Genomic DNA, 26971 nt, shown 5'->3' on the forward strand with positions numbered 1-26971 from the left:
ATGGCAATGAAAGAAGTTGTAATTGTCGATGCAGTCAGGACGCCGATTGGTAGATATAATGGCAGCCTCCGAAATATCCGCCCGGATGATTTAGGTGCGGTTGTCATCAAAGCATTGGTCGATCGCAATCCAGACGTGCCAGTAACTGAAATTGAAGAAGTAGTTTTGGGTAATGCGAACCAGGCAGGCGAAGATAATCGAAACGTCGCAAGGATGTCAGGCCTGTTGGCTGGTCTGCCGGTCGAGGTTGCCGGTACAACAATCAACCGTTTGTGCGGATCCGGACTTGATGCCGTCAACTATGCGGCAAGAGCGATTTTAGCAGGTGAAGGCGACATCTTCATCGCAGGAGGAACGGAAAGTATGACAAGGGCGCCATTCGTGATGGCAAAGCCTAACGCTGAATTCCCGCGAGGCAATATGGAAATGTTCGATACAACCATTGGCTGGCGTTTTGTGAACAGCAAGCTAAAGGAAATGTACGGTACGGACAGTATGCCTGAGACGGCAGAGAACGTGGCAAAAAAGTATGGCATCTCCAGGGAAGCCCAGGACGAATTCGCTGCAGAAAGTCAGCTTCGCGCTCAAAAAGCGGTTGAGGCAGGGCGTTTTGAAAATGAAATCGTTCCAGTTGTTTACGAAGATAAAAAGGGTAATAAGACAGTGATTGATACTGACGAACATCCACGGCCAGGCACTACAGCCGAAAAGTTGGCAAAACTGAAGCCATTGTTCAAGGATGGCACCGTTACAGCAGGAAATGCTTCGGGAGTCAATGATGGTGCATCCGCATTGCTGCTGATGAGCCGTGAAAAAGCGGAGGAGCTTGGCTTGAAGCCGCTGGCAAAATATATTGTATCGGCTACAGCGGGATTAGAGCCTTCCATCATGGGCATGGGGCCTGTATATGCAGTTCAAAAGGCTCTGAAGCGTTCTAACCTCTCCGTTGATGATATGGACTTGATTGAATTGAATGAGGCATTCGCAGCCCAGTCAATAGGATGCATCCAGGAGCTGGAGCTGGATCAGGCAAAGGTGAATGTCAATGGCGGAGCTATCGCATTTGGACACCCGCTGGGGGCTAGCGGCGCGAGAATTTTGACAACCCTTTTATATGAAATGAAAAAGCGGGATTCCAAGTATGGACTTGCGACCATGTGTGTAGGTGTCGGCCAGGGAATCGCCACGATTATCGAGAATATAGGAGAGAGATAAATGAACAACATCAAATTCCAGAAAGAGCAGCATATTGCATATGTAACGATTGACCGTCCGGAGTCGTTAAACTGTTTCAATTATGAAACACTTCAGGAGCTTGGGGAGTATGTGGACAAGTTGCATACAGATTCAGACGTGAGAGTCGTCATTTTTACCGGAGCAGGGGAGAAAGCCTTCAGCGCTGGTGCGGACTTGAAAGAAAGGAAGCATCTTACCGAGGAAGAAGTGCGTCGGAATGTAAAAAAGATTCGCGATGTTTTCAGTGCGATTGCTGAACTGCCTCAGCCGACGATTGCCGCTGTGAACGGTTTTGCTTTTGGTGGCGGATTTGAATTGATGCTTGCCTGTGACTTCAAAATTGGAGCAGACAGTGCATTAATGGGCATGACAGAGGTGAGCTGGGGCATCATTCCAGGTGCAGGCGGCACGCAGCGTCTATCAAGGCTGGTTGGTGAGATGAAGGCGAAGGAATTGATTTTTACAGCAAGGAAGATTTCTGCCGAGAAGGCTTTTGAGCTTGGTATTCTAACAGCTGTTAAACCTAAAGAAGATGTAATGACTGCCTGCAAGGAGCTTGCGGAGGAAATCCTCCAGAATGCGCCGATTGCCGTAAGACAGGCAAAGTATGCGATCCAGCATGGCAGCAGCACAGACCTCCAGACAGGGCTGGCAATTGAATCCAAAGCTTACGATGTTACCATTCCTACAAAAGATCGCGTGGAAGCGTTGAACGCGTTCAGCGAAAAACGTAAGCCTATATTTACCGCGCAATAAATCCATAGGGAGAAATCCCTATGGTTTTTCGCTTTTTAAGTAAATTGTTTTTGCAAAATAATGATAATACTGTAAAATATTCTATAACGGTTTTATTACGTACAACAAAAACGGATGAGGATGACATAAGCTTGAATACAAGATCAATGATTTTTACCTTATACGGTGACTATATCTCCCATTATGGAAGCAAGATTTGGATTGGCAGCCTGATTCGGCTTCTGAATGAATTTGGACACAATGATCAGTCAGTGCGAGCGGCGATTTCCCGAATGAATAAGCAGGGCTGGGTCCAGGCTGAGAAAATCGGGAATAAGAGCTATTATTCACTGACGCCGCGTGGCCAAAAGAGGATTGATGAGGCAGGAAAGCGTATATTTAAATTGAAGCCTGAAGACTGGGACGGAAAGTGGAGAATACTGATGTATACGATTCCCGAGGAAATCCGCAATGTTCGTGACGAGCTGCGTAAGGAATTAATCTGGAGCGGCTTCGGATCGATGTCGAACAGCTTCTGGATTTCAGCCAATAATCTCGAGAGACAGGTAAGGGACTTGATCGAGAAATATGAAATCGAAGAATATGTCGATTTCTTTGTAGCAGAGTACAAGGGTCCGCATGAAAATCAGCGCCTCGTTGAAAAAAGCTGGGACCTGCAGGAAATCAACGCGAAATATCAGGAATTCATCAGTGAGTACAGCCAGAAATACATCATTGATAAAAACAAGATCCAGAAGGGCAGCATGTCTGACGCGGAATGCTTCGTTGAACGCACGAAGCTGGTGCATGAATACAGGAAGTTCCTCTTCTTTGACCCAGGCCTTCCTGAAGAACTTTTACCTGAAAAGTGGCTGGGAAGCCATGCCGCCGCATTATTCAGCGAATACTACAAAGAACTCGCAGAACCAGCATCCCGCTTCTTTGAGTCCGTCTTCAAAGAAGGAAATGAAATCAAGTATAAAGACGTGGACTATAATGTAATGGACCACCCGTATATTTTAGAATAGTATCAAGCCATCCTTGCACAGCCTTGGGTGGCTTTCTTCTATCATTTACTTGAGTGAGATGTGAGAAGTGGCTAGAGGTTCAGACAGGTTTGCAGGGGGGAAAGGAAAAGCTGTCAAAAGTAGCCCTAAGTTCAGACAGCCTGGTGCGTAAAGAAGAAAAGCTGTCAAAAGTAGCTTAAAGTTCAGACAGCTTTGGTGCGTAAAGAAGAAAAGCTGTCAAAAGTAGCTCAAAGTTCAGACAGCTTTGGTGCGTAAAGAAGAAAAGCTGTCAGAAGTAGGTCGAAGTTCTGACAGGTTTGATGCGAAAAGAGGAAAAACTGTCAGAAGTAGCTCGATGTTTTGACAGGTTTTGTGCGAAAAGAGGAAAAGCTGTCAGAAGTAGCCCCAAGTTCGGACAGGTATAGAGGTAGAAGTGGAAAAGTTGTCTGAAGTAGCCCGAAGTTCGGACAGGTATAGAGGTAGAAGTGGAAAAGTTGTCTGAAGTAGTCCCGAGTTCGGACAGGTTTATAGGTGAAACAGGAAAAGCTGTCAGAAGTAGCCCCAAGTTCAGACAGGTTTGGAGGAAAAGCAGGAAAAGCTTTCCGAAGCCAAAGCCAGCTTAAGTTTGTAATCAGGATAATGGAATTTCTGCACAATAAGGTGATCTAGGAGGATGAACATGAAAGTACGCGATAGAGGGATTGTGGTGGGCAGGATGTCCCCCGGGACCCATAATTGTATAACAGATGTACCGGGTGTAAAGGTCGGCCAGGTAACACTCGATTTTCCATTGGATGACAAAGGTGAAGATTATGCCTGTACTGGAGTGACAGCTATCCTGCCGCATGGGGGGAATTTGTTCAAAGAGAAAGTTACGGCGGCTAGCTACGTCCTTAATGGATTTGGGAAAACGACTGGCCTCGTCCAAGTGAATGAGCTCGGAACGATCGAGGCTCCCATTATGCTGACAAATACATTTGCTGTACCCGCTGTCACTCAGGGTACGCTGGAGTATATGCTTTCCGAAAATGAAGAGATTGGTGAGACGACCGGTACCATTAATATTGTCGTCGGTGAATGCAATGACAGCTATTTAAACTCAATTCGTCATTTTCCAGTCAAACCTGAACATGCAAAACAAGCGATTAAAAAAGCTTCCAACGTGCCAGCAGAGGAAGGTGCAGTCGGAGCGGGAAAAGGTATGGTGTGCTTCGGTCATAAAGGCGGTATCGGAACAGCATCAAGAATTATCGAAGCAGAGGACCCGTATACGATTGGCTGTCTCGTGCTCAGCAATTTCGGCAAAAAAGAAGAGTTCATGGCAGAAAAATATGGGATTGATTCAATAAAATCAGGACTATCCGATACAGCAGACGGTTCCATCATCATCATCCTTGCGACAAATGTCCCGTTAAGTGACCGCCAGCTGCTGCGCCTGGCAAAGAGATGTGGAATCGGACTGGGCCGGACCGGCAGTCATTTTAGCCATGGAAGCGGTGATATTGTGATTGCTTTCTCAACTGCCAATCAAACAATGCATTATACCGACGAATTTATTCAATCAACCAGCCAGATTAGGGATGACCATCCATTGATGAACGAGCTCTTCACCGCTGCTGCAGAAGCAACCGAGGAAGCAATACTGAATTCATTATCACAGGCTGAAACGACTAAAGGGAAAAAAGGCAGAGTGGTTGAGGCGTATCCTTTTTTGTAGGCAATTTTAAAAGAAATATGATAAGTTTAAAAAAACAAAACTTGGAAGGAGAGATAATACATATGCGTGACAAAGAAACTAAGAAGCAGGAGATTCTTGACGCTTTCCATTTTAGGCATGCCACAAAGGAATTTGATCCAAGCAAAAAGATTCCAGAGGATGACTTCCGTTTTATCCTGGAGACCGGCCAGTTATCACCAAGTTCTTTTGGCTTTGAACCTTGGCGCTTTCTAGTTGTCCAGAGTGAAGAGCTTCGCGAAAAAGTTAAAAATGCCGCGTGGGGAGCATTTGGCAAGCTTCCGGAAGCAAGCCATTTTGTGATTATCCTTGCGAGGACTAAACTTGATACAAAATACGATTCTGAATATCTGCAGGATCATTTTAAAAATAAGAAGAAAATGCCTGAGGAATTCATGGCCAATTACCTCAAGCGAATCGAGGAATTCCAGAAGTCTGATTTTAAATTGCTCGACGGAGACCGCCCACTATTTGATTGGGCGTGCAGGCAGACGTATATCGTTCTGGCCAATATGATGACCGCGGCAGCGCAAATTGAAATTGATTCATGTCCGATTGAGGGTTTCAATTTCGATAAGATGAACAAACTTCTGGCGGAAGAGGGATTGCTTGATGATGGCCATTTCGGAATTTCCGTCATGTGTGCATTCGGCTACCGTGTAAAAGAGCCTAATCCAAAAACAAGAAGACCATTGGATGACATAGTTAAATGGGTATAGTGTAGCCTTTATTAAAGCAAAAGAGCCAGGCGGCTGCCTGGCTCTCACTTTTTATTTGATATCTTTTAAAGTTTCACGGTATTCCTTTCCCTTTTGAACATATGTATCGATCGATAGCTGAATCAGCTCCAAATCCTTATCGCCGATTTCCCTCACAACTTTTCCAGGTGCTCCGACAACAAGTGAGCGCGGTGGTATTTTTTTGCCCGCAGGAATCAACGTATTGGCACCGATGATGCATTCCTCGCCGATTTCAGCTCCGTCAAGGATTGTTGAACCCATGCCGATAATGCATCTTTTTTTGATGGTGCATCCATGCAGGATCGCATTGTGGCCGACGGTGACCTCATCTTCAATGACAAGCGGAGAGCCTTCATACAGATGGCATGTTACGTTATCCTGGATACTGCAGCTTTCTCCTATGGTAATCGTATCTTCATCCCCACGTAAAACTGCATTGAACCACACGCTGGAATTTTTGCCGATTTTCACGTCACCGATGATGTAGCTCCCGGGTGCCTGGAAAACTGTTTCATCAACGACCGGTTTTTTATCTAAATAACTTAGAATCAATGAAAAATCCCCCTTTTCAATTGTCATAATTTTAGAACTAGTATAACATTAATTTAACGAAGGGGGAATTTTTGTGAATGGAATTACTTCTGTTCTGGGCATAAAATATCCAATCATCCAGGGTGGAATGGGTAACATCAGCAATGCCATTTTAACAGCGGCTGTTTCCGAAGCGGGCGGCCTGGGCACAATAGGTGCCGGGACGATGAATGCTGAAGAAGTAGAGCAAATTATTCTTGAGACAAAATCGAGAACATCAAAGGCTTATTCTGTGAATGTAGCCTTAAGTGTTTCTCCGAATGTGGTGGAGATCCTGCGCTTGGCAGTGAAACATAAGGTTCAAGTAGTAACTTTATCAGCGGGTAATCCTGCGCCTTTCATTCCTAAGCTAAAAGAGGCTGGAATCAAGATTATTACTGTTGTAGCGTCTGTAAAGCAAGCAAAAAAAGCGGAAGCTGCAGGTGCGGATATTTTAGTGGCTGAGGGATATGAAGCTGCAGGGATTAACTCGAACCTGGAAACGACGACATTGACGCTGATTCCTCAAATTGTCGCCCAGGTAAATATACCGGTTGTTGCGGCAGGGGGAATTGGGGACGGAAAGGGCCTTGCAGCCATGCTTGCACTTGGAGCGAGCGGTGTACAGATGGGAACGAGGTTCATCGCCACAAAGGAGGCTCCGTTCCATGAAAAATATAAGCAAAAGCTTTTGCAGGCAAGCGACCATGAAACGGTCATAGTCGGCAGGTCTGTCGGAAGAATCCGCAGGCTGCTGAATACTTCTTATGCAGGAAAACTGCTGGAAGCTGAAAAGCGGGGAATTACCGTAGAAGAGTTTGCCGAATTGACGACTGAGGAATTACATAAAAAAGGTGCACTGGAAGGAAGCGAAGAAAACGGGTTTATGAATGGAGGCCAGGTATCTGGACTGGTTTCTGATATCCCGACCGTCCAGGAATTACTGGATCGAATGGTAAAAGAAGCGAAGGATCGGCTTAGAATTGCGGAAAACTTACTATAATTTCTACAAAGTGTGCTTCTATTTAGAAGCATGCTTTTTTAAATTATTGTTTTTATATTATGTCTCCACTCTAGGGTATTTAAAATGGGAAAAGGAAAAAAAGCTTATAAATACTGAGTTTTATAGACGCTTTCGTGCATAAAAGCGAAAAAGTTTTATTATTTCTAAAAAATGTCTTGATAGTTTTCTAAAGTGGTGGTTTAATAATTAGAAATCATAACATACTAAATTTTCGGAATTTTATTGACTTTAAATTATAGCTGGTGTTAATATAACGTTATATTTACGGTGTCTATAGTGAATATCATACTTTTTGGAATCGCTTTCAAGGATTCAACAGCTTTTTACCCAACAAGAGAGAAGACAGGTTCAAAATGGTGCGTTCCGGCTGCCTGCTAGTTAAATATCTACATAGTTTCATTGCCGGTTTATAAATAATCAAGGGGGATTTTTATGAAAAAATCAGTAAAAGCTATTTCTCTTGTCCTGGCTAGTGCATTGCTTTTGGCAGGATGCGGAGGAAATGAAGCATCAAACGGTTCATCTGACAAAAAGCAATACAAGATTGGCTTGACTCAATTCGCGGAACATCCATCGCTTGATGCCGCAACTGAGGGCTTCAAGAAAGCACTTGAGGACAAAGGATTCAAAGAGGGAGACAATGTAAAGTATGACTTCCAGAACGCACAGGCAGACATGAATAACACGGCAAGTATTGCGAACAACTTTGTAGGTGATAAGGTCGACCTCATTTTCGCTAACGCTACACCGAGCGCTGTTGCAGCACTTAATGCGACAAAGAACATCCCAATCATCTTCACTTCGGTGACTGACCCTGTCGGAGCAGGACTTGTTGAAGCATTCGATAAGCCTGGGGACAATATCACAGGTACTACAGATAACCATCCTGATGCGACTAAAAAGACGATCGACTTCATGACGAATGAAATAGGTGCCAAGAAAATCGGCGTAATTTACAACGCTGGTGAACAGAACTCAGAGGTCCAGCTGAAGGAAGTCAAGAAGCTTGCGGAAGCGAATGGAGCGAAGGTTGTTGAAGCGTCAATCTCTACATCAGCTGAAGTTAAGCAGGCTGCAGAATCCCTAGTTGGACGTGTGGATGCCATCTATGTTCCTACAGATAACACGGTCGTTTCTGCACTTGAATCTGTCATTTCTGTAGCTAATGGCAAAAAGATCCCGTTATTTGTTGGCGAGCTAGATTCCATGAAGCGTGGAGCAGTTGCAGCCAGTGGCTTCAACTACTATGACATTGGTTACCAGTCTGGCTTGATGGCTGCAGAAATTTTATCAGGTAACAAGAAAGCCTCTGAAATCCCGGTTGAGCTTCCTAAATCATTGACACTGACAATCAACAAAAAGGCCGCTGAGGAACAGGGCGTTGAAGTCAAGGAAGAGTGGGGAGAGGACGCAGAGTTTTACGAAGAATAAGAGAAAGGATGATTCAACTTGTTTACTTCAATATTTGGAGCATTTGAGTCAGGCATTATCTATGCCATCATGGCTCTGGGCGTATACTTATCCTTTCGGGTACTGGACTTTCCAGATTTAACGGTCGACGGCAGCTTCGTAACTGGAGCTGCGGTCGCTGCCATCATGATTGTGAATGGCGCTAATCCATTTGCTGCTACAATGGTAGCCCTTGTTGCCGGATTCATCGCTGGATGCTTAACAGGCATCATCCATACGGTCGGGAAGGTGAATGCGCTTCTATCAGGTATTCTGATGATGATTGCCCTGTATTCTATAAATCTAAGAATCATGGGTAAATCGAATGTCCCCCTGTTGAACACGGATACTGCAATGACTGCAGTGAGGGACTTTTTCGATAAGACGGGAATCGATGGATTTTTCAATGGCATTTTAACGGCTGTCGGGCTGGGAGACAGTCTTCCGCGGACTTGGGGGATCCTATTGTTCATGATTGTCGTGACATTGGCAATTAAATTCCTTACTGATGCGTTCCTTAAGACAGAACTTGGACTTGCAATCAGGGCAACTGGTGATAACAAAAGGATGATCCGCAGTTTCTCTTCCAATACAAACCTGATGATTATCCTTGGCCTTGGCCTTTCGAATGCAATGGTTGCCTTTTCTGGAGCATTGATTGCACAGCAGGGCGGCTTCGCAGACGTCGGTATGGGTATCGGGATGATTATTATCGGTCTAGCTTCTGTCATTATTGGTGAGGCCCTATTCGGTACAAAATCGATTGCTAGAACAACGCTTGCGGTCATTGGCGGGGCTATCATCTATCGAATCGTAGTCACACTGGCACTAAGGGTAGAGTTCCTTGAGCCAGGCGACATGAAGCTGATCACAGCGATTATCGTCATATTGGCACTGACTGCGCCGAAAATGATAGAAAGCTACAAAGAGAAAAAACGGAAGGTGAAAAGACAGCTTGAAAACATGCAAATGGCAGCTGTTCCTTCTGAGGGAAAGGGTGAGGCTGGTGCTGCACTTAAATCAGATTCATAGAGTCTTCAATGAGGGTACTCCAGATGAGAAAATCGCCCTGGATGATATTAATTTAACACTTGAAAAGGGAGATTTTGTTACCGTTATCGGAAGTAATGGTGCCGGCAAATCTACCTTGATGAATATCATTTCCGGCGTAATGCTCCCTGACCATGGGCAAGTGTCGCTCGATGGCAAGGACGTTACCTATATGTCAGAATACAACCGCTCAAAAATGATCGGTCGTGTCTTCCAGGACCCAATGGCTGGCACTGCTCCGAGTATGACAATTGAAGAAAACCTTGCGATTGCTTATTCACGGAACAAGCGTCGTTCGCTTCGCCTAGGCGTTACAAAGAAACGCCGTGAGCTTTTCCAGGAGGTGCTTGAGTCGCTGCACCTCGGGCTTGAGGATCGGCTGAATGCCAAGGTTGGGATGTTATCAGGCGGTGAGCGGCAGGCGCTTTCCCTGCTGATGGCGACATTCACGGAACCATCGATCCTATTATTGGATGAGCATACCGCGGCACTCGATCCTTCACGTGCCGAGTTGATTACCAATTTAACAAAAGAAATCGTCGACAAATACCATCTTACTACACTGATGGTTACGCATAACATGCAACAGGCACTTGACCTAGGCAACAGGCTGATCATGATGGACAAAGGCCAGATCATCCTCGAAGTCAATGAAGAACAAAAAGCAAAGCTGACAATCGAAGACTTGCTTAATGAGTTCCAGCGCATTCGCGGAACAAAAATGGCAAGCGACCGGGCTTTATTAAGCTAGACAAAAAACAACCAGCTCAAAGTAGCTGGTTGTTTTTTGTTTATTCTTCAAAAGAGGGATTAATTATTATATCAAAATTATTTTTAAGAAAATACCAAAATTTCTTACAATTTATTGACCGTTTATTTAACGAAATGTTATGATAACGTTAAATAAACGTTATACATATTTGCAACTTGGAAAGGTGGGATATGATGCGAGATGGTTTGATAGCTGGGCGAACGGCCTCCATCGATGTCATTGTTACACCAGAAATGTTTGCCCGCTTTGAGGGAAAAGTCGTCCATCCAGTATACTCCACCGTATCAATGGTGTATCACATGGAGTGGGTATCGCGGCAAATTATCGTTCCCTTTTTAGAGGATCATGAAGAAGGTATGGGCGGCGCGGTAACAGTTAAACACATAGCTCCTTGTATTGAAGGGGCCGAGGTTACCGTAACTGCAACCGTCACAGGCCTTCAAGCCAATACCATTCTTACCAATGTACGGGCAGAAAGCAAGGGTCGCCTTATAGGAGTGGGGGAAGTAAAGCAAGTGATCCTTCCTAAAGAAAAGATAACTGAATTACTCACAGGCAGCTAAAAATTTTTGCGCAAAAATGTAAGCGCTAACATGGTTTAACGGAATAAAGGGGGAAAGAATAATGGATATGTTTGAACAAATTCGTGAGCACGAGCAGGTAGTATTTTGTAATGATGAAGCAACTGGATTAAAGGCGATCATTGCGATTCATAGTACACGGTTAGGGCCGGCATTGGGCGGTTGCCGTATGTATCCTTATAAATCAGTTGACGATGCATTAGAAGACGTACTGCGGCTTTCAAAAGGCATGACCTATAAATGCGCTGCGGCTGATGTGGATTTCGGTGGAGGAAAGGCAGTTATCATTGGCGATCCTACAACAGATAAGAGTCCTGAATTGTTCAGGGCATTTGGCCAGTTTGTTGAGTCGATCCAGGGTCGTTTCTATACAGGAACAGACATGGGCACAGATCCAGAAGATTTTGTCCATGCACTAAAAGAAACAAATTGCATCGTTGGTGTAGATGAAGTATATGGCGGAAGCGGTGATTCATCAGTACCAACGGCTCAGGGTGTCATCTTTGGATTGCAGGCAACAAGCAAAGCTCTTTGGGATACGGATGATTTGTCCGGAAAATCCTATGCGATCCAGGGGCTGGGAAAGGTAGGCTACAAGGTAGCAGAGTATCTTCTTGATAATGGCGCAGACCTGTATGTTACGGACATTAATCAAAAAGCAATCGACCAGATCGTTAAGAAAGCGGAAGAAATGGGAGCAGGAATCAAAGTCGTTAACAGTGACGAAATTTATTCCCAGCCTGCTGATATTTTCATACCGTGCGCTATGGGCGGAATCATCAATGATGACACAATTCCACAACTTCAGGTAAAAGCAGTCGTTGGCTCTGCGAACAATCAGCTCAAGGAAGAACGTCATGGTCACATTCTTCAGGAGAAGGGTATCCTTTATGCGCCTGACTACATCGTCAATGCTGGCGGATTGATCCAGGTGGCGGATGAGCTGTATTCACCAAATAAGGAACGGGTCTTGATGAAGACGAAGGCTATCTATAATTCTCTTTTAAATATTTATAAGCAGGCAGAGCGGGAGGGAATCACGACTGTTGAAGCCGCTAATAAATTTTGCGAAAACCGGATTGAAGCCAGAACAAGACGTAACAGCTTCTTCTCTCATATGAAGCGTCCAAAATGGGCAGTGAGAATGTAATAGAATCATAGACTTTTAAAAAAGGGTGAGCCGATGGAAAAGGATTTTCCGATTTTTCAAGTGATGGACCAAAACGGAAACATTGTTTCCGAGGAATATAAGGATTTGGTGACCGAAGAGCGAGTGAAGAAGTTCTATTCGGAAATGGTAAGGATCCGGACGCTGGACAGGAAGTCTATCAGTCTTCAGCGCCAGGGGCGTATCGGGACGTACGCGCCGTTTGAAGGGCAGGAGGCTTCCCAGGTTGGAACCGCTCTTGCACTAGAAAGTGATGACTGGATGTTCCCGACGTACCGAGATCACGGTGCTGCCATGGTGTTCGGGCACTCTCTGAGGAATATATTGCTGTTCTGGAATGGACGAAATGAAGGCTGTGTCCCGCCGGATGGGAAAAAGATCTTCCCGCCAGCCATCCCGATTGCAACCCAGATTCCACATGCTGCAGGGGCAGCTTTTGCTGAAAAACAAAAAGGAACAAAGAATGCGGCGATTTGTTATTTCGGTGATGGAGCGACTTCGGAAGGTGATTTTCATGAAGGCTTGAACTTTGCAAGTGTCTTCAAATCTCCGGTCGTATATTTTTGCCAGAATAACCAATACGCAATTTCTGTCCCGATAAGCAAGCAGATGAACTCCGCAACCATTGCGCAAAAAGCTCTTGCGTATGATATTCCTGGAGTAAGGATTGATGGGAACGATATTTTTGCCGTTTTTGCTGAAACAGAAAAGGCACTTGAGCGCGCCCGCAATGGCGAAGGCCCGACACTGATTGAAGCGATGACGTGGCGGTATGGATCACATACAACTGCGGATGACGCATCGAAATATCGTGACCAGGGAGAAAGTGCGCTGAAGCGTATGGAAACTGATCCTTTGTTAAGGCTTGAACGCTGGATGAAAAACGAAGGACTTTACGATGAAGCATGGGTGAAGGAAATAGAAGCGCAGGCAGCTGCTGAAATTGATGCAGCTGTACAGGAAATGGAAAAGTTCCCTAAAGCTGACCCGGCAGTGATCTTTGATTATGTTTTCGAAAAGCCTACATGGACAATTGAGAAGCAAAAGCGGGAATACCTTGAGCTGATCGGAGGTGAGGCGTGATGAATACGGCAATACAGACAAAGACCTTGACGCTTGTCCAGGCAATTACTGATGGACTGGATACGATGCTCGGTGAAAGCAAGGATGTCATCCTCCTTGGTGAGGATATCGGGAAAAATGGCGGGGTATTCCGTGCGACTGATGGTCTTCAGGAGAAATATGGAGAGGACCGCGTGGTAGACACTCCTTTGAGTGAAGCAGGCTTTGTAGGGGCAGCGATCGGCATGGCCGTTAATGGATTCCGTCCCGTGGTGGAAATCCAGTTCCTGGGCTTTATTTATCCTGCCTATGAACAAATCATGACCCATGCTTCAAGACTGCGAATGAGGACGCTTGGGCATTTTACTGTGCCCATGGTGATTCGCGCTCCATATGGCGCCGGTGTACGCGCGCCTGAAATCCATTGTGACAGCACGGAATCCCTTTTTACCCATATGCCGGGAATGAAGGTGGTCTGTCCATCCAATGCCTATGACGCCAAAGGTCTGATGATTGCAGCGATTGAAGATCCGGACCCTGTGCTTTTTTTAGAGCCAATGAGAAGTTATCGGTCCTCACGCGGTGAGGTTCCGGATGGGAAGTATACAGTTGAAATAGGAAAAGGAAAGAAATTAACCGAAGGCGACGATGTGACGGTTATTGCCTGGGGCGCGATGATACCGGTAGCGATGAAGGCTGCTGAAGATATGAAACAAAAGGGTGTCCAGTGTGAGGTCCTTGATCTGAGAACACTTTATCCGATTGACAAAGACCTTGTCATAGAGTCAGTCCAGAAGACAGGACGAACGGTGATTGTCCATGAAGCACATGCAACGGGAGGCACTGGCAGTGATTTGATCTCACTGATCAATGATGAGGCATTCCTTTATCAAAAGGCTCCGGCCGAAAGAGTGACAGGTTATGATACGCCTGTGCCGTATTTTGGGTTTGAAGATCATTATCTGCCGACCCCGAAAAGAGTCGCAGCTGCAATCGAAAAAGTAATGAAGTTTTAGGAGGCGTGCCGATGGTTGAAGTAAAGCTCCACGACATTGGGGAAGGCATGACCGAAGCGGACATCAATTGTTACCTGGTGAAACCAGGAGATTTCGTCAAGGCGGATGATCCATTGGTTGAAGTCCAGACTGACAAGATGACCGCAGAGATTCCCGCTCCCCGTTCAGGTGTCATTAAAGAACTATTGTTAACCCCGGGGCAAACGGTAAAGGTAGGGACTACCCTGCTGATTATGGAGGATCGTTCCAGCGGAGTTCAAACTAGCGAGTCTCAGAAGGTCGCTGATGTTGTAAAAACAGAAGCCGAACCTGCAGAAGCTGCAGTAGCTGTGTTGGACAGACCAGCTGAAGTCAAGGTGCCTGTAGGTGTAAGCGCGCGACTTGGGCAGATTCTGGCATCTCCCTATACGCGGAAAGTTGCCAGGGAAAAAGGCGTCAACATTATGGAAGTCAAAGGAACTGGACCAGCAGGCCGGATTACCGAAGAAGACATATTGGCATTTGTTAAATTAAGAGATCATGGGGGTGCGAGCACTTCGGAAACAGGTTTCGAACAGCAGGTTCCGAATGTTTCGCAGCATGGTTTCGAACGAGAGGTTCCGAACGTTTCAAAACCTGCTTCCGAATCGAAGGCTCCGAATGTTTCGGAAGTGGGTTCTGAAGAAAGGGCTCCGACCGAGAAAAAGCTCAGCCACCAGGATATACTGCCATTCCGCGGCCGCCGCAAGCAGATTGCGAAAAAGATGGTTCAATCCATGTATACGATCCCTCACTGTACCCACTTTGAGGAGATTGATGTTAGCGAATTGATTGCTTTGCGAGAAGAGATCAAGGGTTCCGGAAGCTCCATATCTGCGACGGCCTTTTTCATTAAAGTCCTGTCCATTGCATTAAAAGAATTCCCGGTATTTAATGCGAAACTAGATGAAGAAAACGAAAGCATCCAGCTGTTGCGCGAGCATCATATCGGAATTGCCGTGGACACTCCAGAAGGCCTGATTGTGCCGGTTATCAGGAATGTTGAACAAAGGAATTTAAAGCAAATTCATGATGAAATGAAGCGTCTAACAAAACTTGCACTTGATGACAAGCTTACGGTAAAGGATATTTCGGGCGGTACATTTACTATTAGCAATGTCGGTCCGCTGGGCGGCAGTATTGGAGCAACACCAATCATCCAGCATCCGCAGACAGCGCTCGTTTCTTTCCATAAAACAAAGAAACGGCCAGTTGTCACAGATCAAGATGAAATTGCCATCCGTTCAATCATGAATCTGTCAATGGCGTTTGATCACAGAGTCGCAGACGGGGCAACGGCTGTTGCTTTTACAAACCGTTTCGCACAGTTGATCGAGAATCCAAAAATGATGCTGCTGGAATTGATGTAACTGGTATTTAGAGGCGATACTTTACCACACAAAAGCATTATAGCTTTACACCGCGCTCTTGAGAGGGCAGGGATAAGTACTATAAAATAATTTTAAATATTATAAATATTATTCCAGGAGGTTTTACAATGCAAGAGAAAGTTATGGTATCTGGCCAAAGTACGGAGGATTTTTTCCCGGTTCAGGATGTTGACTATTTAGAGCTTTATGTAGGAAACGCCAAGCAGGCGTCTCACTTTTTCCAGACTGCTTTCGGCTTTAAGGTCGTGGCATATTCAGGTCTTGAAACAGGCAACCGCGAAACCACATCCTATGTACTACAGCAACGCAAGATCCGTCTGGTTGTGACTGGAACATACAACGATTCATCTCGTGTTGCACAGTTTGTCAAGACTCATGGCGATGGCGTCAAGGATATCGCGCTGGCAGTCGATGATGTCGAAAAGGCATACGAGGGAGCAGTTAAGCGAGGCGCAATCGAAATCCAGCCGCCGCATGAGATTTCTGATGAGCAAGGTACTTTAAAGAAAGCCGTCATCGGTACATATGGAGATACAATCCATACACTGGTTGAAAGAAAAAATTACAAAGGCCTTTTTATGCCAGGCTTTGTTGAGCACGAAACGACTGTTCCTGTGAATGACGCAGGTTTCATCGGCATCGACCATGTTGTCGGCAATGTTGAGAGAATGGAAGAATGGGTTAACTATTATGCGAATGTTATGGGCTTCAAGGAAATGAAGCACTTCACTGATAAGGATATCGTGACTGAGTATTCAGCGTTGATGTCCAAAGTAATGCACAATGGCGGCCGAATCAAGTTCCCGATCAACGAGCCGGCAGAAGGAAAGCGCAAATCACAGATCCAGGAATACCTTGAATTCTACAACGGACCAGGCGTCCAGCACCTTGCGATTTTGACAGAGGATATTGTCAGCACAGTAGCACAACTCCATGAGAATGGAGTGGAATTCCTGAGCACACCGGATTCATACTATGAAATGCTGTCAGAGCGTGTTGGCGAAATTGACGAAGAGATTGATAAGTTAAAAGAGCTTAGTATTCTAGTAGACCGGGACGACGAAGGCTATCTGCTGCAAATCTTCACAAAGCCAATCGTAGACCGTCCGACGCTGTTCATTGAAATCATCCAGCGTAAAGGCGCAAGAGGATTTGGCGAAGGAAACTTCAAGGCTCTATTCGAATCAATCGAGCGTGAACAGGAAAGACGCGGCAACCTTTAATAGCCGGGACAGAAGGGGGCGATTCGCTCCCTTTTCGTTATAAACGGCGGCAGAGAAAATGGGGGATGAATATGAATATTAAAGCAAGAGCAGAACTTGAAGGGATCACACCATATGCCCTCGGCCAGACAATTGAGGAAATTAAAGAACAGTATGGAATTACAACAGTAAGAAAGCTTTCGGATAATGAAAATGTATATGGCACTTCACCAAAGGTCAGAGAAGCAATCATGCAGTCATCTGCTAATCTGGCATTCTATCCAGATGGAATGACATCAGGGATCGTAGAGAAACTGTCATCGCATTATAAATTAGACCAGAAGCATTTTCTTGTTTCGAACGGTTCAGAAGAAATCATTCGCCTGCTTACCCGGGCTTATATCGATAAAAATGATGAAGCCGTCATGGCGGAGGTAACTTTTCCTCGCTATAAAACGAATGTACTGATTGAGGGCGGCGTATCTGTCACCGTTCCGATGATTGATGGCAGGCATGATCTCAAAAAAATGCAGGAAGCCATCAACGAAAAAACAAAAATGGTATTCGTCTGCAATCCGAACAATCCGACTGGGACGATCGTCGCCAAACAGGAGTTGCTTTCGTTTATCGACAATGTGCCGTCAAACGTCCTGATCATTATGGATGAGGCTTATTTTGAATATGCGGATTCTGATGAATATCTTGATACGATGCCGTTGCTTGATCAATATCAAAACATTGTCATCCTCAGGACTTTTTCAAAAATCTATGGCCTTGCGAGCCTGCGTGTTGGCTACGGCATCATGCATGAGGAAATTGCTAAGGAGCTTCACAAAGTCAGGGATGTTTTCAATGTTAACCAGCTTGCGCAAGCAGCAGCGGTGGCTGCGCTGGAAGACCAGGCTTTCGTCCAGGACTGTTCCGCTAAAAATAGTGCGGAAAGAGACTTCCTGAGTGAGAAGTTCAAAGAGTTGGAGATTGATAGTTTCCCATCCCAATCCAACTTCCTGTTTGCCTTCACGAACAGGCCGATCATCCAGACGCTGACGAAAAATGGCGTCCTTGTCAGGCAAATGCAGCTTCCGGGCTACAAGGAAGCATTCCGGATTACTCTCGGCACTCGCGAAGACCATGAGTTCATTCTCCAAATCGTCAGCCAGCTTTTTCATGAAAGGGCGGTGTAAGCCTTGGAAATCAAAACAGATACACTTGAATGGAGAGACGCATACAAGCTTTTGCAAGGCTCTGTCCTGCCACGGCCAATCGCCTTTGTTTCCAGTCAGGATGAAAACGGGAATGCCAATTTGGCTCCATTCAGTTTCTTTACAGTGATCAGCGCGAATCCGATGATGGTGTGCTTTTCGCCAATGAGAAGAGGGACTGATGGCGCGAAAAAAGATACGCTGAAGAATATTGAAGGAACAAAGGAATTTGTTATCAATATTGTCAGTGAGGAGTTTGTTCAGCAGATGAATGACTGTGCCACTGAATTCGCTTCAGATGTGGATGAATTCGAGGCATCGGGGCTGACCAAGGTCGACAGTGTGGCGGTAAAACCGTCACGGGTCAAGGAGTCTAAGGTTCATCTTGAGTGTGTTCTCGATCAGGTCCTCCATTTTGGAGGGGAAGAAGCAGGAGCTGGGAGCCTTGTTATTGGCAAGGTGGTCCATGTCCAAGTCGCCGATGAACTTTACGAAAATGGCCGTATCAATTCAGAAAAGCTGAATCCGGTAGGCAGGCTGGCAGGAGCGACATACACCCTGCCGCTGGCAAAAACCTTTGAGCTGCAAAGGAAATAGGTGATGATATGAAGTTCATAACTTTTATGAAAAAAGACGGTTCAATCCGTGCAGGCTGGATTAATTCGCAGACTCAGGCTGTAGATATGCACGAAGCATCGAACGGTACATTGCCTGACAATATGCTGGCATTCATCGAGAACCATGATGTATTCATGGAGTATATCGAGAAAAATAAAGGTCTGATTGAAACTGGCAGTGGTTCCTATTCTTTGGATGAAGTCAGTTTAAAATCGCCGCTGCCGAATCCGAAGAGTGTCCGTGATTTTTACGCATTCGAGCAGCATGTAAAAACAGCAAGGGAAAACCGAGGCCTTGAAATGATTCCTGAATGGTATGAGATTCCGGTTTTTTATTTTACCAACCATCTTGCCATTAAAGGTCCTGAGGAAGACATCAGTCGGCCACAGAACTGTGAATGGATGGATTACGAACTGGAAATCGCCTGTGTCATCGGCAAGGAAGGCCGTAATATCAAAGCGGAGGATGCCGAACAGCATATTTTTGGCTTTTTTATCATGAATGACTGGAGTGCCCGCGACCTGCAGCGACAGGAAATGAAGGTCGGACTTGGTCCGGCGAAGGGGAAAGATTTCGCTACTTCATTCGGTCCACATCTGGTCACGAAAGATGAGCTGGAATACCTCAAAGCGGGGAAAGGCTATGACCTTGAAATGGTTGCTCGTGTCAACGGCAAGGAGCTGTCCAAGGGTAATATGAAGGACATTTATTATTCATTCGGTGAATTGATCGAGCGTGCATCAGCTGGTACGACTTTGTATCCTGGTGAAGTAATCGGCTCAGGAACAGTCGGAACAGGCTGTATCCTCGAACTTGGAACGGATGTTCATCGCTGGCTTGAGCCGGGAGATGTAGTGGAACTTGAGATTACAGGACTCGGTGTCCTGAAAAATAAAATTATAGAAGAGTAGAAAGAAGGTGTTTTCATGTACTACCGCCAGCTGGGAGAAATCCCGAAGAAACGCCATACCATTTTTAAAAAGGAAGATGGTTCGCTGTTCAGGGAGCAGGTAATGGGAACAAAAGGTTTTTCTGGTACACAGTCCATTCTTTATCACCACCATATGCCAACAGAGGTAGTGAGAAGCGAATTGATCGGCAGCTACCTGCCTGAATATGAAGAGCAGGGTTCACTGAACCATCGGCACTTCCTGACAGACCAGATCACGCAAACTGGGGATGCGTTAAGTGGGAGAGAATATATCCTTGGCAATGATGATCTTTTGATTGGGTTTGCGAATATTACTGAACCGATGAACCGGTTTTACCGAAATGGCGATGGAGACGAGATGTTCTTTTTCCATCATGGATCCGGCAAGGTAGAAACAATGTTTGGAACTATAAACTATCGTCCTGGTGATTATGTCGTGATTCCAATCGGCACGATGTACAGGGTTGTTCCAGATGATTCCGAGCAGACAAAGGCGTTGATTGTCGAGTCGTTCAGCCAGATTACGACACCTCGCCGTTATCGCAATGAGTATGGGCAGCTGCTCGAGCACAGTCCATTCTGTGAACGCGATATCCGCGGACCGGAGTCACTGGAAACCTTCTCTGAAAAAGGGGAGCATGAAGTCATTACGAAGACACGCGGTCATCTGCACCGCCACATATTGAACCATCATCCGCTTGATGTGGTAGGCTGGGATGGCTATCTTTATCCTTGGGCATTCAATATAGAGGACTTTGAGCCAATTACGGGTCGGATTCATCAGCCGCCGCCAGTGCACCAGACGTTCGAAGGCCATAATTATGTAGTTTGTTCCTTCGTGCCAAGGCTTTATGATTACCATCCTGAAGCGATTCCGGCGCCATATTACCACAGCAACGTCAACAGCGATGAGCTGCTGTACTATGTGGAAGGCAATTTCATGAGCCGCAAAGGAATCAAGGAAGGCTCGATTACATTGCACCCAAGTGGAATCCCGCACGGACCACACCCAGGCAAAACAGAAGCAAGCATCGGCAAAAAAGAAACACTAGAGCTAGCGGTCATGATCGATACCTTCCGACCGCTGAAAACAGTAAAGAAAGCCAAGGATATCGAAGACGACCAGTATATGTATACATGGATTGAAAAATAAGTAAAGAAGGCCAATTCGCTAATGAGCGAGTTGGCCTATTTTTGTGGAGAAACTGGAAAAAACTATGGTTTTTTCCAGTTCGCCAATAAAATTTTATTTTCGCCAATAAACGTGTGAAAATCGCCAATAAAATCATTTTTTCGCCAATAAATTTGTGAAAACCGCCAATAAAATTAAATTATCGCCAATAAGTGTTTCTTGATGAATTAAAATCATAGAGTTTTCACCCAATAAACAGTTTACCGAATTGAAAACACTAATTTTCTTCAATAAAAACTAGAAATACCTGTTTGGTGAAGTCCAATTCCCTCTTAGAGACTAAATAATCGGTAAAAAATCGGCAATACTAACAAAATCGATTACGGATTAGGAGGCTATGACGTGACTTTATCTATATTCGCCTTGGGCGGTATCAATGAAATCGGAAAAAACATGTATGTTGTCCAATATGAGGACGATATTTTTGTGATTGACTGCGGCGGGAAATTTCCTGATGAAAGTCTATTAGGAATCGATTTAATCATTCCAGAGATGACTTATCTTGAAGAAAATCGGGAAAAAATCCGTGGCTTGATCGTGACCCATGGGCACGAGGACCATATCGGAGGAGTTCCATATTTCTTTAAAAAATTAAAAGCGCCGGTTTATGCAACAGACTTCACTCTCGGGTTAATTGAACTGAAACTTGGTGAGCACAAGCTCCTGAGAGGGACTGAGCTGAATAAAGTCAATTCCGATTCAGAATTGGATTTTGGCAAGATCAATGTTTCTTTTTTCAAAGTAAGCCACAGTATCCCGGATTGTCTTGGAGTTGTATTCCACACTCCTGAGGGAAATGTTGTCCATACGGGAGACTTCAAATTTGATTTGACGCCTGCTAATGATGAGCAATCAGAAATCCATAAGATGGCGAAGATCGGTACTGAAGGTGTCATGGCGCTGTTATCAGAGAGCACGAATGCCGAGCGTACTGGTTTGACGCCTTCAGAGCGAATGGTGGCAAGCCATCTCGAAGAAGCCTTCATGAAGGCAGATGGAAAAATTTTTGTTTCAACATTTGCCTCTAACGTCAATAGGGTTCAGCAGGTTGTCGAAGCAGCGATAAAGACGAACAGGAAGCTCGCATTACTTGGACGGAGTATGGTGAACGTAGTCGATGTGGCGATAGAAAGAGGTTACTTGAATGTTCCAGAAGGCATGCTGATTCAACCAAATGTGGTCGACCAATTGGATCCTGACAAAGTGGCGATTCTTTGTACTGGCAGCCAGGGAGAACCGATGGCCGCGCTTTCCCGCCTCTCAACTGGAAACTTCCGAGACGTCTCGATCTATCCTGGAGATACAGTGATCATGGCTGCGTCGCCGATTCCCGGCAATGAAAAGGATGTTTCCAAGATTATCGATAATTTGTTCAAACTCGGTGCGAAAGTCATTTACGGCTCCGGCAGCACAACTGGCATGCATGTTTCCGGCCATGGTTACCAGGAAGATCTCAAGCTGATGCTGACTTTGATGAAGCCAAAGTATTTCATCCCGATTCATGGTGAGTACAGGATGCTGCATCACCACCGCTTGCTGGCAGAATCCGTTGGTGTAGAAAAAGGGAATACATTCATTGTGAAAAATGGTGATATTGTTGACATTGAAAATGGAGAGGCGCGCCAGACCCGTAATGTGCCAGCAGGTGATACGTATGTTGATGGCGTAAGTGTCGGGGATGTCGGTGAAATCGTGCTTAGGGACAGAAAGCAGCTATCCGAGGATGGAATGCTAGTCATTGTCCTGACATTAAGCAAAGCAGAAAGGAAAATTATTTCTGGACCAGATACAATCTCGCGTGGGTTTGTTTTTGTGAAAAACTCCGAAGACCTAATGAGAGATGTAAACAGCATCGTGACGAAAACGGTGACAGAACTTCAAGAAGACAATGTCTATCGTTGGAATGTCATTAAACAGGGCATAAAAAAAGCAGTTGGTCAGCATATCTTCCAAAAGACAAGAAGAAGGCCGATGATTTTGCCGATTATTATTGAGATTTAATTTTCATAGTGGACCAGGTACTTTACTTTGTGCCTGGTCCATTTTATTGACATGACACTAAAAGGTGTTATATAATTATAAAGTGACACCAAATGGTGTTATTACATATTGGAGGCTAAAAACATGGATACACAAAGAGAAATACGTAAAAGTATCGTTCTAAATGCGCCAATTGAAAAAGTATGGAAAGCTGTCGCAACATCAGAAGGAATCGAAGCCTGGTGGATGCCAAATACATTTGAAGCCGAAGTTGGCAAGGAGTTCATTCTCCACGCAGGCCCATTTGGTGACTCGCCATGCAAAGTTACGGAATTGGATCCACCGAATCGTCTGGGTTTTGATTGGGGGAAGGATTGGCACCTTGTATTCGAACTGAAAGAGCTGGAAGGCAAGACCGAGTTCACCTTAATTCACTCAGGTTGGGATCCTGAAAAGGTTACGGAATTTGGACAGCCTCATACGATTATTCAGGGAATCATGGATAATGGATGGGATAAAATCGTTAACGAAGCACTTCCATCCTATATCGAGGGTTAACATGCCATCTTCTGCAGCGAGACATGATGTGTTCCAGGCTGTCGCGGATCCTACTCGACGTAAAATCCTGAAGTTGCTCGCAGACAAGGAGATGCCGGTAGCGTCCATAACCGAAGAATTTCCGATTACCAGGACGGCTGTCAACAAACACTTATTTGTGTTATCTGAAGCAGGTTTGGTAACAAGCAAAAAAATCGGACGTGAAACTCGCTATTCATTACAGCCAGAACCGCTTCAGGAATTGCAGGAATGGCTTTCGTTTTTCGAAATCTATTGGGATAACAAACTATCAGCACTGAAAAATTTCGTGGAATCGGATGATGACTAAGTTTCAGGTGTCCTGGAAGCCTCCATTTCCATTTTAAACATTTCCGAGCATGGGGTATTCTCCATGCTTTTTATTTTCCGCTTAACAAATGAGTACATAAGGTCTACACTAATAATTATCAATTAATGCATCTTCGGGGAGGGAGCAGAGCATGGATATCAAACTAAATCAAAAAGACATCAAGGATTTATGCGGAACTGTTTCCTTCAAGCGGGGAGATGCGTTTTACCGTGCGGGAAAAGTCGAGTTTACTGAGTACAATAAAAATCAGGTGAAAGCAACCGTGACAGGGGCGGATGTATTTCATATCACTGTTACGAAAAATGGGGAAGGCCGTTTCGCAGCTGAGTGCACATGTCCGAAGCTTGCGTCTGTCAAACATGAGTGCCAGCATGTGGCCGCAGTATTGCTGGCTATTTTAGATGAGCAAAAGCAAGTGACATCAAATGCAATAAAAAGCATTGATCGGCCTGGAAATGGGCTCGCAGAAGGACTGCTTACCATTTTCAGTGAAGAACCTCGAAGGACAAGCGGCCACCAGCTCCACTTTGAAACGAGGAAGACCCTTAACACGATGTTCGGAATTGAGCCGGTTGAAACCAGTGATCAGCAAATGATGCTGAGTGTCTCGATGAGTATTGGTCCAATTAAAATAGAAGATATCTCGGGATTCCTGAAGAGCGTTGCGAACCGGGAGACTGCATTGCTATCTGACTTGTTCACTTATAACCCAAAGCTTCATTGTTTTCAAAACGATATCGACTCTATCATTAAAATATTTATCCAAATCGTCCATGACTCAGAGTTATCGTTGAAGGATGAGAATGACTCCTCAACCTTAATCATTCCGCCATCCTTTTTGCATCAGCTAGTGCCGCTGCTGGAAAAGGCTCCGGATGTTAAATTAATAGAGGCGGGAGAAGTTACCGGGCAGTTTTCTATTTCGAACGAAAGGCTTCCGCTTTTGTTTAATTTTAAAAAAATCACTGAGAAAGACTATTCGTTAAAAATTGCTGGTATATCTGATCTGATTGTTCTTCATAAATATGACCTCGTTTGGTTGAAAACCCGGTTGATCCAGCTCAGCACCGAGGATTGCAGCAGATTATTTGAACTGAAAAATATGCTCGCACAAACAAGAACTGCTAGCATACCGATTTTACAGGACCAGATGGGTTTCTTTGTGGAAAAAGTCGTACCAGGCCTGCGCCGTATTGGGGAAGTCCAAATAGATGGCGACATCACAAAGCAATTTTTAACAGAGCCGCTGATCGCAAAGCTTTACCTTGATCGAGTGAATAACCGATTACTGGCGGGGGTCGAGTTCCAGTATGGAAAAATCGTTTTCAATCCGCTCGAGGAGAGGGAACCGAAAGTCAATTCGCTGTTAATCAGGGACATGGTCAAGGAGGACCAGATCCTTGAGTTGCTGGATGAAGGTTCTTTCGCGAAAACGGATGGCGGTTATTTTTTGCATAATGAAGAGCTTGAATATGAATTTCTGTATCATGTGATGCCAAAGCTGCAAAATCTTGTACAGGTATACGCCACAACAGCTGTCAGGAACCGGATTTTCCGGGAGCCGGCCCGGCCGCAAATACGTGTCAAGGTGAAAAAAGAGCGGACAAACTGGCTTGAATTCAAATTTGAAATGGATGGGATTCCTGAAAAACATATCAAGGATATCCTTGAAGCTCTTGAAGAAAAACGGAAATATTATCGTTTACGCAATGGGGCATTGATGTCACTGGAAACGAGGGAATGGGAAGAAATCCAGCGTTTCTTGAAGGCAGGTCCAATCCAGGATGAAGATTTGGAAAAGGGGTTAAATGTCCCGATTGTCTTTGGGATGCAAATGCTAGAATCTTTCGAGGATAGATCCATACTGCAGTTAGAGGATTCTTTCCGTAATTTTCTTGATGAAATCAGCACCCCCGGAAAAGTTAAGTTCGATGTCCCTGATAAATTGGAGCCAATTTTACGTGAATACCAGAAACATGGTTTCCAATGGATGAAAACTCTCGCAAGTTACGGATTTGGCGGAATCCTGGCAGATGATATGGGGCTTGGTAAAACACTGCAAAGTATCACCTATATTGCTTCAGAACTATCACATGTAAGGAAAAGGGAACAACCCGTCCTGATTGTTTGTCCATCGTCCCTGGTGTATAACTGGCTCAGTGAATTCTTGAAATTCACTCCTGATATTCAGGCAGTCATCATCGATGGCAATAGAGAGGAGCGGTCCAAGCTTTTAATGGATGTTTCGGGTATTGATGTTGTTATTACCTCCTACATGCTTCTGCGCAGGGATATTCACCTATACGAAAAAATCAAATTTCATAGTGTCTTTTTCGATGAAGCACAGGCGTTCAAGAATCCGTTGACTCAAACGGCAAAAGCAGTGATGAACATTCAGGCAGACCACCGCTTCGCGTTGACCGGTACGCCGATTGAAAACTCGATCGAGGAATTATGGTCTATTTTCCGAGTGGTATTTCCTGAGTTATTCCAGGGGTTGAAGGATTATAGTAACCTGACGAGCAAGACCATCGCCCGCAGGATTCGGCCATTTTTACTGCGAAGGATAAAGGAAGAAGTACTTGGGGAGCTGCCAGAAAAAATCGAATCAATCGATAGAGTTGAATTGCTGCCTGACCAGAAGAAGCTTTATGCTGCTTATCTGGCAAAGCTTCGCCATCAAACGCTGAAGCAACTGGATAAGAATACAATCAGGAAAAACCGGATCAAAATCCTGGCTGGCCTGACAAGATTAAGGCAGATATGCTGCCATCCATCCTTGTTTGTAGATGGATACAAGGGCAGTTCCGCTAAATTTGAGCAGTTGAAACAAATCATCGAGGAGTCCAGGTTTGCCGGTAGAAGGGTGCTCATTTTTTCTCAGTTCACGAAAATGCTCGACTTGATCGGCAAGGAGTTAGCATATGAGGGCATTCCTTTCTTCTACTTGGACGGACAAACACCTCCTGAAGAAAGAGTGCAAACATGCGAAAAGTTTAATGAAGGAGAGAGGGACTTTTTCCTGATTTCCTTAAAAGCTGGGGGCACAGGCTTGAACCTGACTGGGGCCGACACAGTCATTCTATATGATTTATGGTGGAATCCAGCTGTCGAGGAGCAAGCTGCTGACCGCGCCCACCGCATGGGTCAGAAAAATAAAGTCCAGGTCATTAAACTGATCGCAAGAGGGACAATTGAAGAAAAAATGAACGAGCTCCAGGACAAAAAGCGGAACATGATCGAAGAAATTATTGAAGAAAAAAGCTCAGCTTCCCTGACAGAGGAAGATATCCGCGAAATTTTGCAGATATAGCTTTGGGAATTAATCGGGATATCGATGAGTTACAGCTCATATAATAACAGGAAAGCCCCTAGAAATAGACTA

The 26971-nt window shown here is 45.0% G+C and carries 24 protein-coding genes; 23 read left to right on the forward strand and 1 reads right to left on the reverse strand.

Translation table 11 applies throughout. The annotated features are described in order from the left end of the window. Nucleotides 1-6: 6 nt before the first annotated feature. The 5 genes from pcaF to AC0VX7_RS09500 all read left to right on the forward strand — a co-directional run bounded on the left by pcaF (nucleotide 7) and on the right by AC0VX7_RS09500 (nucleotide 5432). Complete coding sequence (pcaF, locus tag AC0VX7_RS09480; RefSeq protein ID WP_475427597.1) at nucleotides 7-1215, forward strand: 3-oxoadipyl-CoA thiolase; 1209 nt, start codon at nucleotides 7-9, stop codon at nucleotides 1213-1215. Beyond that, nucleotides 1216-1992, forward strand: a complete 777-nt coding sequence (locus tag AC0VX7_RS09485) for an enoyl-CoA hydratase-related protein (RefSeq protein WP_475427598.1) — start codon at nucleotides 1216-1218, stop codon at nucleotides 1990-1992. Nucleotides 1993-2123: 131 nt separating this feature from the next. After that, nucleotides 2124-2999 carry a phenylacetic acid degradation operon negative regulatory protein PaaX gene (paaX, locus tag AC0VX7_RS09490; protein WP_475427599.1) on the forward strand — a complete coding sequence of 292 codons (876 nt, stop codon included), beginning with the start codon at nucleotides 2124-2126 and terminating at the stop codon, nucleotides 2997-2999. A 652-nt stretch (nucleotides 3000-3651) separates the two neighbouring features. Beyond that, nucleotides 3652-4695 (forward strand): DmpA family aminopeptidase, encoded by a 1044-nt coding sequence (locus tag AC0VX7_RS09495; RefSeq protein WP_475427600.1) that lies wholly within the window; start codon nucleotides 3652-3654, stop codon nucleotides 4693-4695. Nucleotides 4696-4757: 62 nt separating this feature from the next. After that, a complete protein-coding gene (locus AC0VX7_RS09500) occupies nucleotides 4758-5432 on the forward strand; it encodes an NAD(P)H-dependent oxidoreductase (RefSeq protein WP_475427601.1) in 675 nt (224 codons plus the stop codon). A gap of 51 nt (nucleotides 5433-5483) precedes the next feature. Here AC0VX7_RS09500 and AC0VX7_RS09505 read toward each other — a convergent pair whose 3' ends face one another. Then, the gene (locus AC0VX7_RS09505; protein WP_286180729.1) at nucleotides 5484-6005 is read right to left on the reverse strand and encodes a gamma carbonic anhydrase family protein; all 522 of its coding nucleotides are present in this window, start codon (nucleotides 6003-6005) and stop codon (nucleotides 5484-5486) included. A 73-nt stretch (nucleotides 6006-6078) separates the two neighbouring features. Between AC0VX7_RS09505 and AC0VX7_RS09510 the strand changes: the two genes are divergently transcribed. From AC0VX7_RS09510 to AC0VX7_RS09595, 18 genes are all read left to right on the forward strand, one after another. Then, on the forward strand, nucleotides 6079-7026 hold the full coding sequence (locus tag AC0VX7_RS09510; RefSeq protein WP_475427602.1) for an NAD(P)H-dependent flavin oxidoreductase: 948 nt from the start codon (nucleotides 6079-6081) through the stop codon (nucleotides 7024-7026). A 453-nt stretch (nucleotides 7027-7479) separates the two neighbouring features. Beyond that, nucleotides 7480-8478: an ABC transporter substrate-binding protein gene (locus AC0VX7_RS09515; RefSeq protein ID WP_475427603.1), complete on the forward strand. Its 999-nt coding sequence runs from the start codon at nucleotides 7480-7482 to the stop codon at nucleotides 8476-8478. A gap of 18 nt (nucleotides 8479-8496) precedes the next feature. Further along, nucleotides 8497-9528, forward strand: a complete 1032-nt coding sequence (locus AC0VX7_RS09520; protein ID WP_215031323.1) for an ABC transporter permease — start codon at nucleotides 8497-8499, stop codon at nucleotides 9526-9528. Then, a complete protein-coding gene (locus AC0VX7_RS09525; RefSeq protein ID WP_215031320.1) occupies nucleotides 9503-10297 on the forward strand; it encodes an ABC transporter ATP-binding protein in 795 nt (264 codons plus the stop codon). The genes AC0VX7_RS09520 and AC0VX7_RS09525 overlap by 26 nt, the downstream gene beginning before the upstream one ends. A 194-nt stretch (nucleotides 10298-10491) precedes the next feature. Further along, nucleotides 10492-10881 (forward strand): thioesterase family protein, encoded by a 390-nt coding sequence (locus AC0VX7_RS09530; RefSeq protein ID WP_475428119.1) that lies wholly within the window; start codon nucleotides 10492-10494, stop codon nucleotides 10879-10881. A gap of 61 nt (nucleotides 10882-10942) precedes the next feature. After that, entirely contained in the window at nucleotides 10943-12049 is a 1107-nt protein-coding gene (locus tag AC0VX7_RS09535; RefSeq protein ID WP_475427604.1) for a Leu/Phe/Val dehydrogenase, read from the forward strand. A 33-nt stretch (nucleotides 12050-12082) separates the two neighbouring features. Next, nucleotides 12083-13150: a pyruvate dehydrogenase (acetyl-transferring) E1 component subunit alpha gene (gene pdhA, locus AC0VX7_RS09540; protein ID WP_475427605.1), complete on the forward strand. Its 1068-nt coding sequence runs from the start codon at nucleotides 12083-12085 to the stop codon at nucleotides 13148-13150. Beyond that, entirely contained in the window at nucleotides 13150-14145 is a 996-nt protein-coding gene (locus AC0VX7_RS09545; RefSeq protein ID WP_475427606.1) for an alpha-ketoacid dehydrogenase subunit beta, read from the forward strand. Before pdhA ends, AC0VX7_RS09545 begins: the two co-directional genes overlap by 1 nt. A gap of 11 nt (nucleotides 14146-14156) precedes the next feature. Continuing rightward, nucleotides 14157-15533, forward strand: a complete 1377-nt coding sequence (locus AC0VX7_RS09550; RefSeq protein ID WP_475427607.1) for a dihydrolipoamide acetyltransferase family protein — start codon at nucleotides 14157-14159, stop codon at nucleotides 15531-15533. A 128-nt stretch (nucleotides 15534-15661) separates the two neighbouring features. Continuing rightward, nucleotides 15662-16777, forward strand: a complete 1116-nt coding sequence (hppD, locus tag AC0VX7_RS09555) for a 4-hydroxyphenylpyruvate dioxygenase (protein WP_475427608.1) — start codon at nucleotides 15662-15664, stop codon at nucleotides 16775-16777. Nucleotides 16778-16848: 71 nt separating this feature from the next. After that, nucleotides 16849-17940: a histidinol-phosphate transaminase gene (gene hisC / locus AC0VX7_RS09560; RefSeq protein WP_475427609.1), complete on the forward strand. Its 1092-nt coding sequence runs from the start codon at nucleotides 16849-16851 to the stop codon at nucleotides 17938-17940. A 3-nt stretch (nucleotides 17941-17943) separates the two neighbouring features. Further along, nucleotides 17944-18555, forward strand: coding sequence for a flavin reductase family protein (locus AC0VX7_RS09565; RefSeq protein WP_475427610.1), 612 nt, complete (start codon nucleotides 17944-17946; stop codon nucleotides 18553-18555). Between the two features lie 8 nt (nucleotides 18556-18563). Next, entirely contained in the window at nucleotides 18564-19487 is a 924-nt protein-coding gene (locus AC0VX7_RS09570; RefSeq protein WP_475427611.1) for a fumarylacetoacetate hydrolase family protein, read from the forward strand. A 15-nt stretch (nucleotides 19488-19502) separates the two neighbouring features. Beyond that, nucleotides 19503-20660, forward strand: coding sequence for a homogentisate 1,2-dioxygenase (locus AC0VX7_RS09575; protein ID WP_475427612.1), 1158 nt, complete (start codon nucleotides 19503-19505; stop codon nucleotides 20658-20660). 381 nt (nucleotides 20661-21041) lie between these two features. After that, nucleotides 21042-22700 carry a ribonuclease J gene (locus AC0VX7_RS09580; protein WP_475427613.1) on the forward strand — a complete coding sequence of 553 codons (1659 nt, stop codon included), beginning with the start codon at nucleotides 21042-21044 and terminating at the stop codon, nucleotides 22698-22700. Between the two features lie 123 nt (nucleotides 22701-22823). Continuing rightward, nucleotides 22824-23237: an SRPBCC family protein gene (locus tag AC0VX7_RS09585; RefSeq protein WP_475427614.1), complete on the forward strand. Its 414-nt coding sequence runs from the start codon at nucleotides 22824-22826 to the stop codon at nucleotides 23235-23237. A 1-nt stretch (nucleotide 23238) separates the two neighbouring features. Further along, the gene (locus AC0VX7_RS09590) at nucleotides 23239-23565 is read left to right on the forward strand and encodes an ArsR/SmtB family transcription factor (protein WP_475427615.1); all 327 of its coding nucleotides are present in this window, start codon (nucleotides 23239-23241) and stop codon (nucleotides 23563-23565) included. Between the two features lie 151 nt (nucleotides 23566-23716). Continuing rightward, on the forward strand, nucleotides 23717-26899 hold the full coding sequence (locus AC0VX7_RS09595; RefSeq protein ID WP_475427616.1) for a DEAD/DEAH box helicase: 3183 nt from the start codon (nucleotides 23717-23719) through the stop codon (nucleotides 26897-26899). The last annotated feature ends 72 nt before the right edge of the window (nucleotides 26900-26971 follow it).

The sequence above is a fragment of the Mesobacillus sp. QJM3NY_10 genome (genome assembly GCF_056173465.1).

Bases quoted from the DNA above. Each gene is read 5' to 3' on its own strand.
- pcaF (WP_475427597.1), top strand. From the start codon at position 7: ATGAAAGAAGTTGTAATTGTCGATGCAGTCAGGACGCCGATTGGTAGA.
- AC0VX7_RS09485 (WP_475427598.1), top strand. From the start codon at position 1,216: ATGAACAACATCAAATTCCAGAAAGAGCAGCATATTGCATATGTAACG.
- AC0VX7_RS09495 (WP_475427600.1), top strand. From the start codon at position 3,652: ATGAACATGAAAGTACGCGATAGAGGGATTGTGGTGGGCAGGATGTCC.
- AC0VX7_RS09500 (WP_475427601.1), top strand. From the start codon at position 4,758: ATGCGTGACAAAGAAACTAAGAAGCAGGAGATTCTTGACGCTTTCCAT.
- AC0VX7_RS09515 (WP_475427603.1), top strand. From the start codon at position 7,480: ATGAAAAAATCAGTAAAAGCTATTTCTCTTGTCCTGGCTAGTGCATTG.
- AC0VX7_RS09530 (WP_475428119.1), top strand. From the start codon at position 10,492: ATGCGAGATGGTTTGATAGCTGGGCGAACGGCCTCCATCGATGTCATT.
- AC0VX7_RS09535 (WP_475427604.1), top strand. From the start codon at position 10,943: ATGGATATGTTTGAACAAATTCGTGAGCACGAGCAGGTAGTATTTTGT.
- pdhA (WP_475427605.1), top strand. From the start codon at position 12,083: ATGGAAAAGGATTTTCCGATTTTTCAAGTGATGGACCAAAACGGAAAC.
- AC0VX7_RS09545 (WP_475427606.1), top strand. From the start codon at position 13,150: ATGAATACGGCAATACAGACAAAGACCTTGACGCTTGTCCAGGCAATT.
- AC0VX7_RS09550 (WP_475427607.1), top strand. From the start codon at position 14,157: ATGGTTGAAGTAAAGCTCCACGACATTGGGGAAGGCATGACCGAAGCG.
- hppD (WP_475427608.1), top strand. From the start codon at position 15,662: ATGCAAGAGAAAGTTATGGTATCTGGCCAAAGTACGGAGGATTTTTTC.
- hisC (WP_475427609.1), top strand. From the start codon at position 16,849: ATGAATATTAAAGCAAGAGCAGAACTTGAAGGGATCACACCATATGCC.
- AC0VX7_RS09570 (WP_475427611.1), top strand. From the start codon at position 18,564: ATGAAGTTCATAACTTTTATGAAAAAAGACGGTTCAATCCGTGCAGGC.
- AC0VX7_RS09575 (WP_475427612.1), top strand. From the start codon at position 19,503: ATGTACTACCGCCAGCTGGGAGAAATCCCGAAGAAACGCCATACCATT.
- AC0VX7_RS09585 (WP_475427614.1), top strand. From the start codon at position 22,824: ATGGATACACAAAGAGAAATACGTAAAAGTATCGTTCTAAATGCGCCA.
- AC0VX7_RS09590 (WP_475427615.1), top strand. From the start codon at position 23,239: ATGCCATCTTCTGCAGCGAGACATGATGTGTTCCAGGCTGTCGCGGAT.
- AC0VX7_RS09595 (WP_475427616.1), top strand. From the start codon at position 23,717: ATGGATATCAAACTAAATCAAAAAGACATCAAGGATTTATGCGGAACT.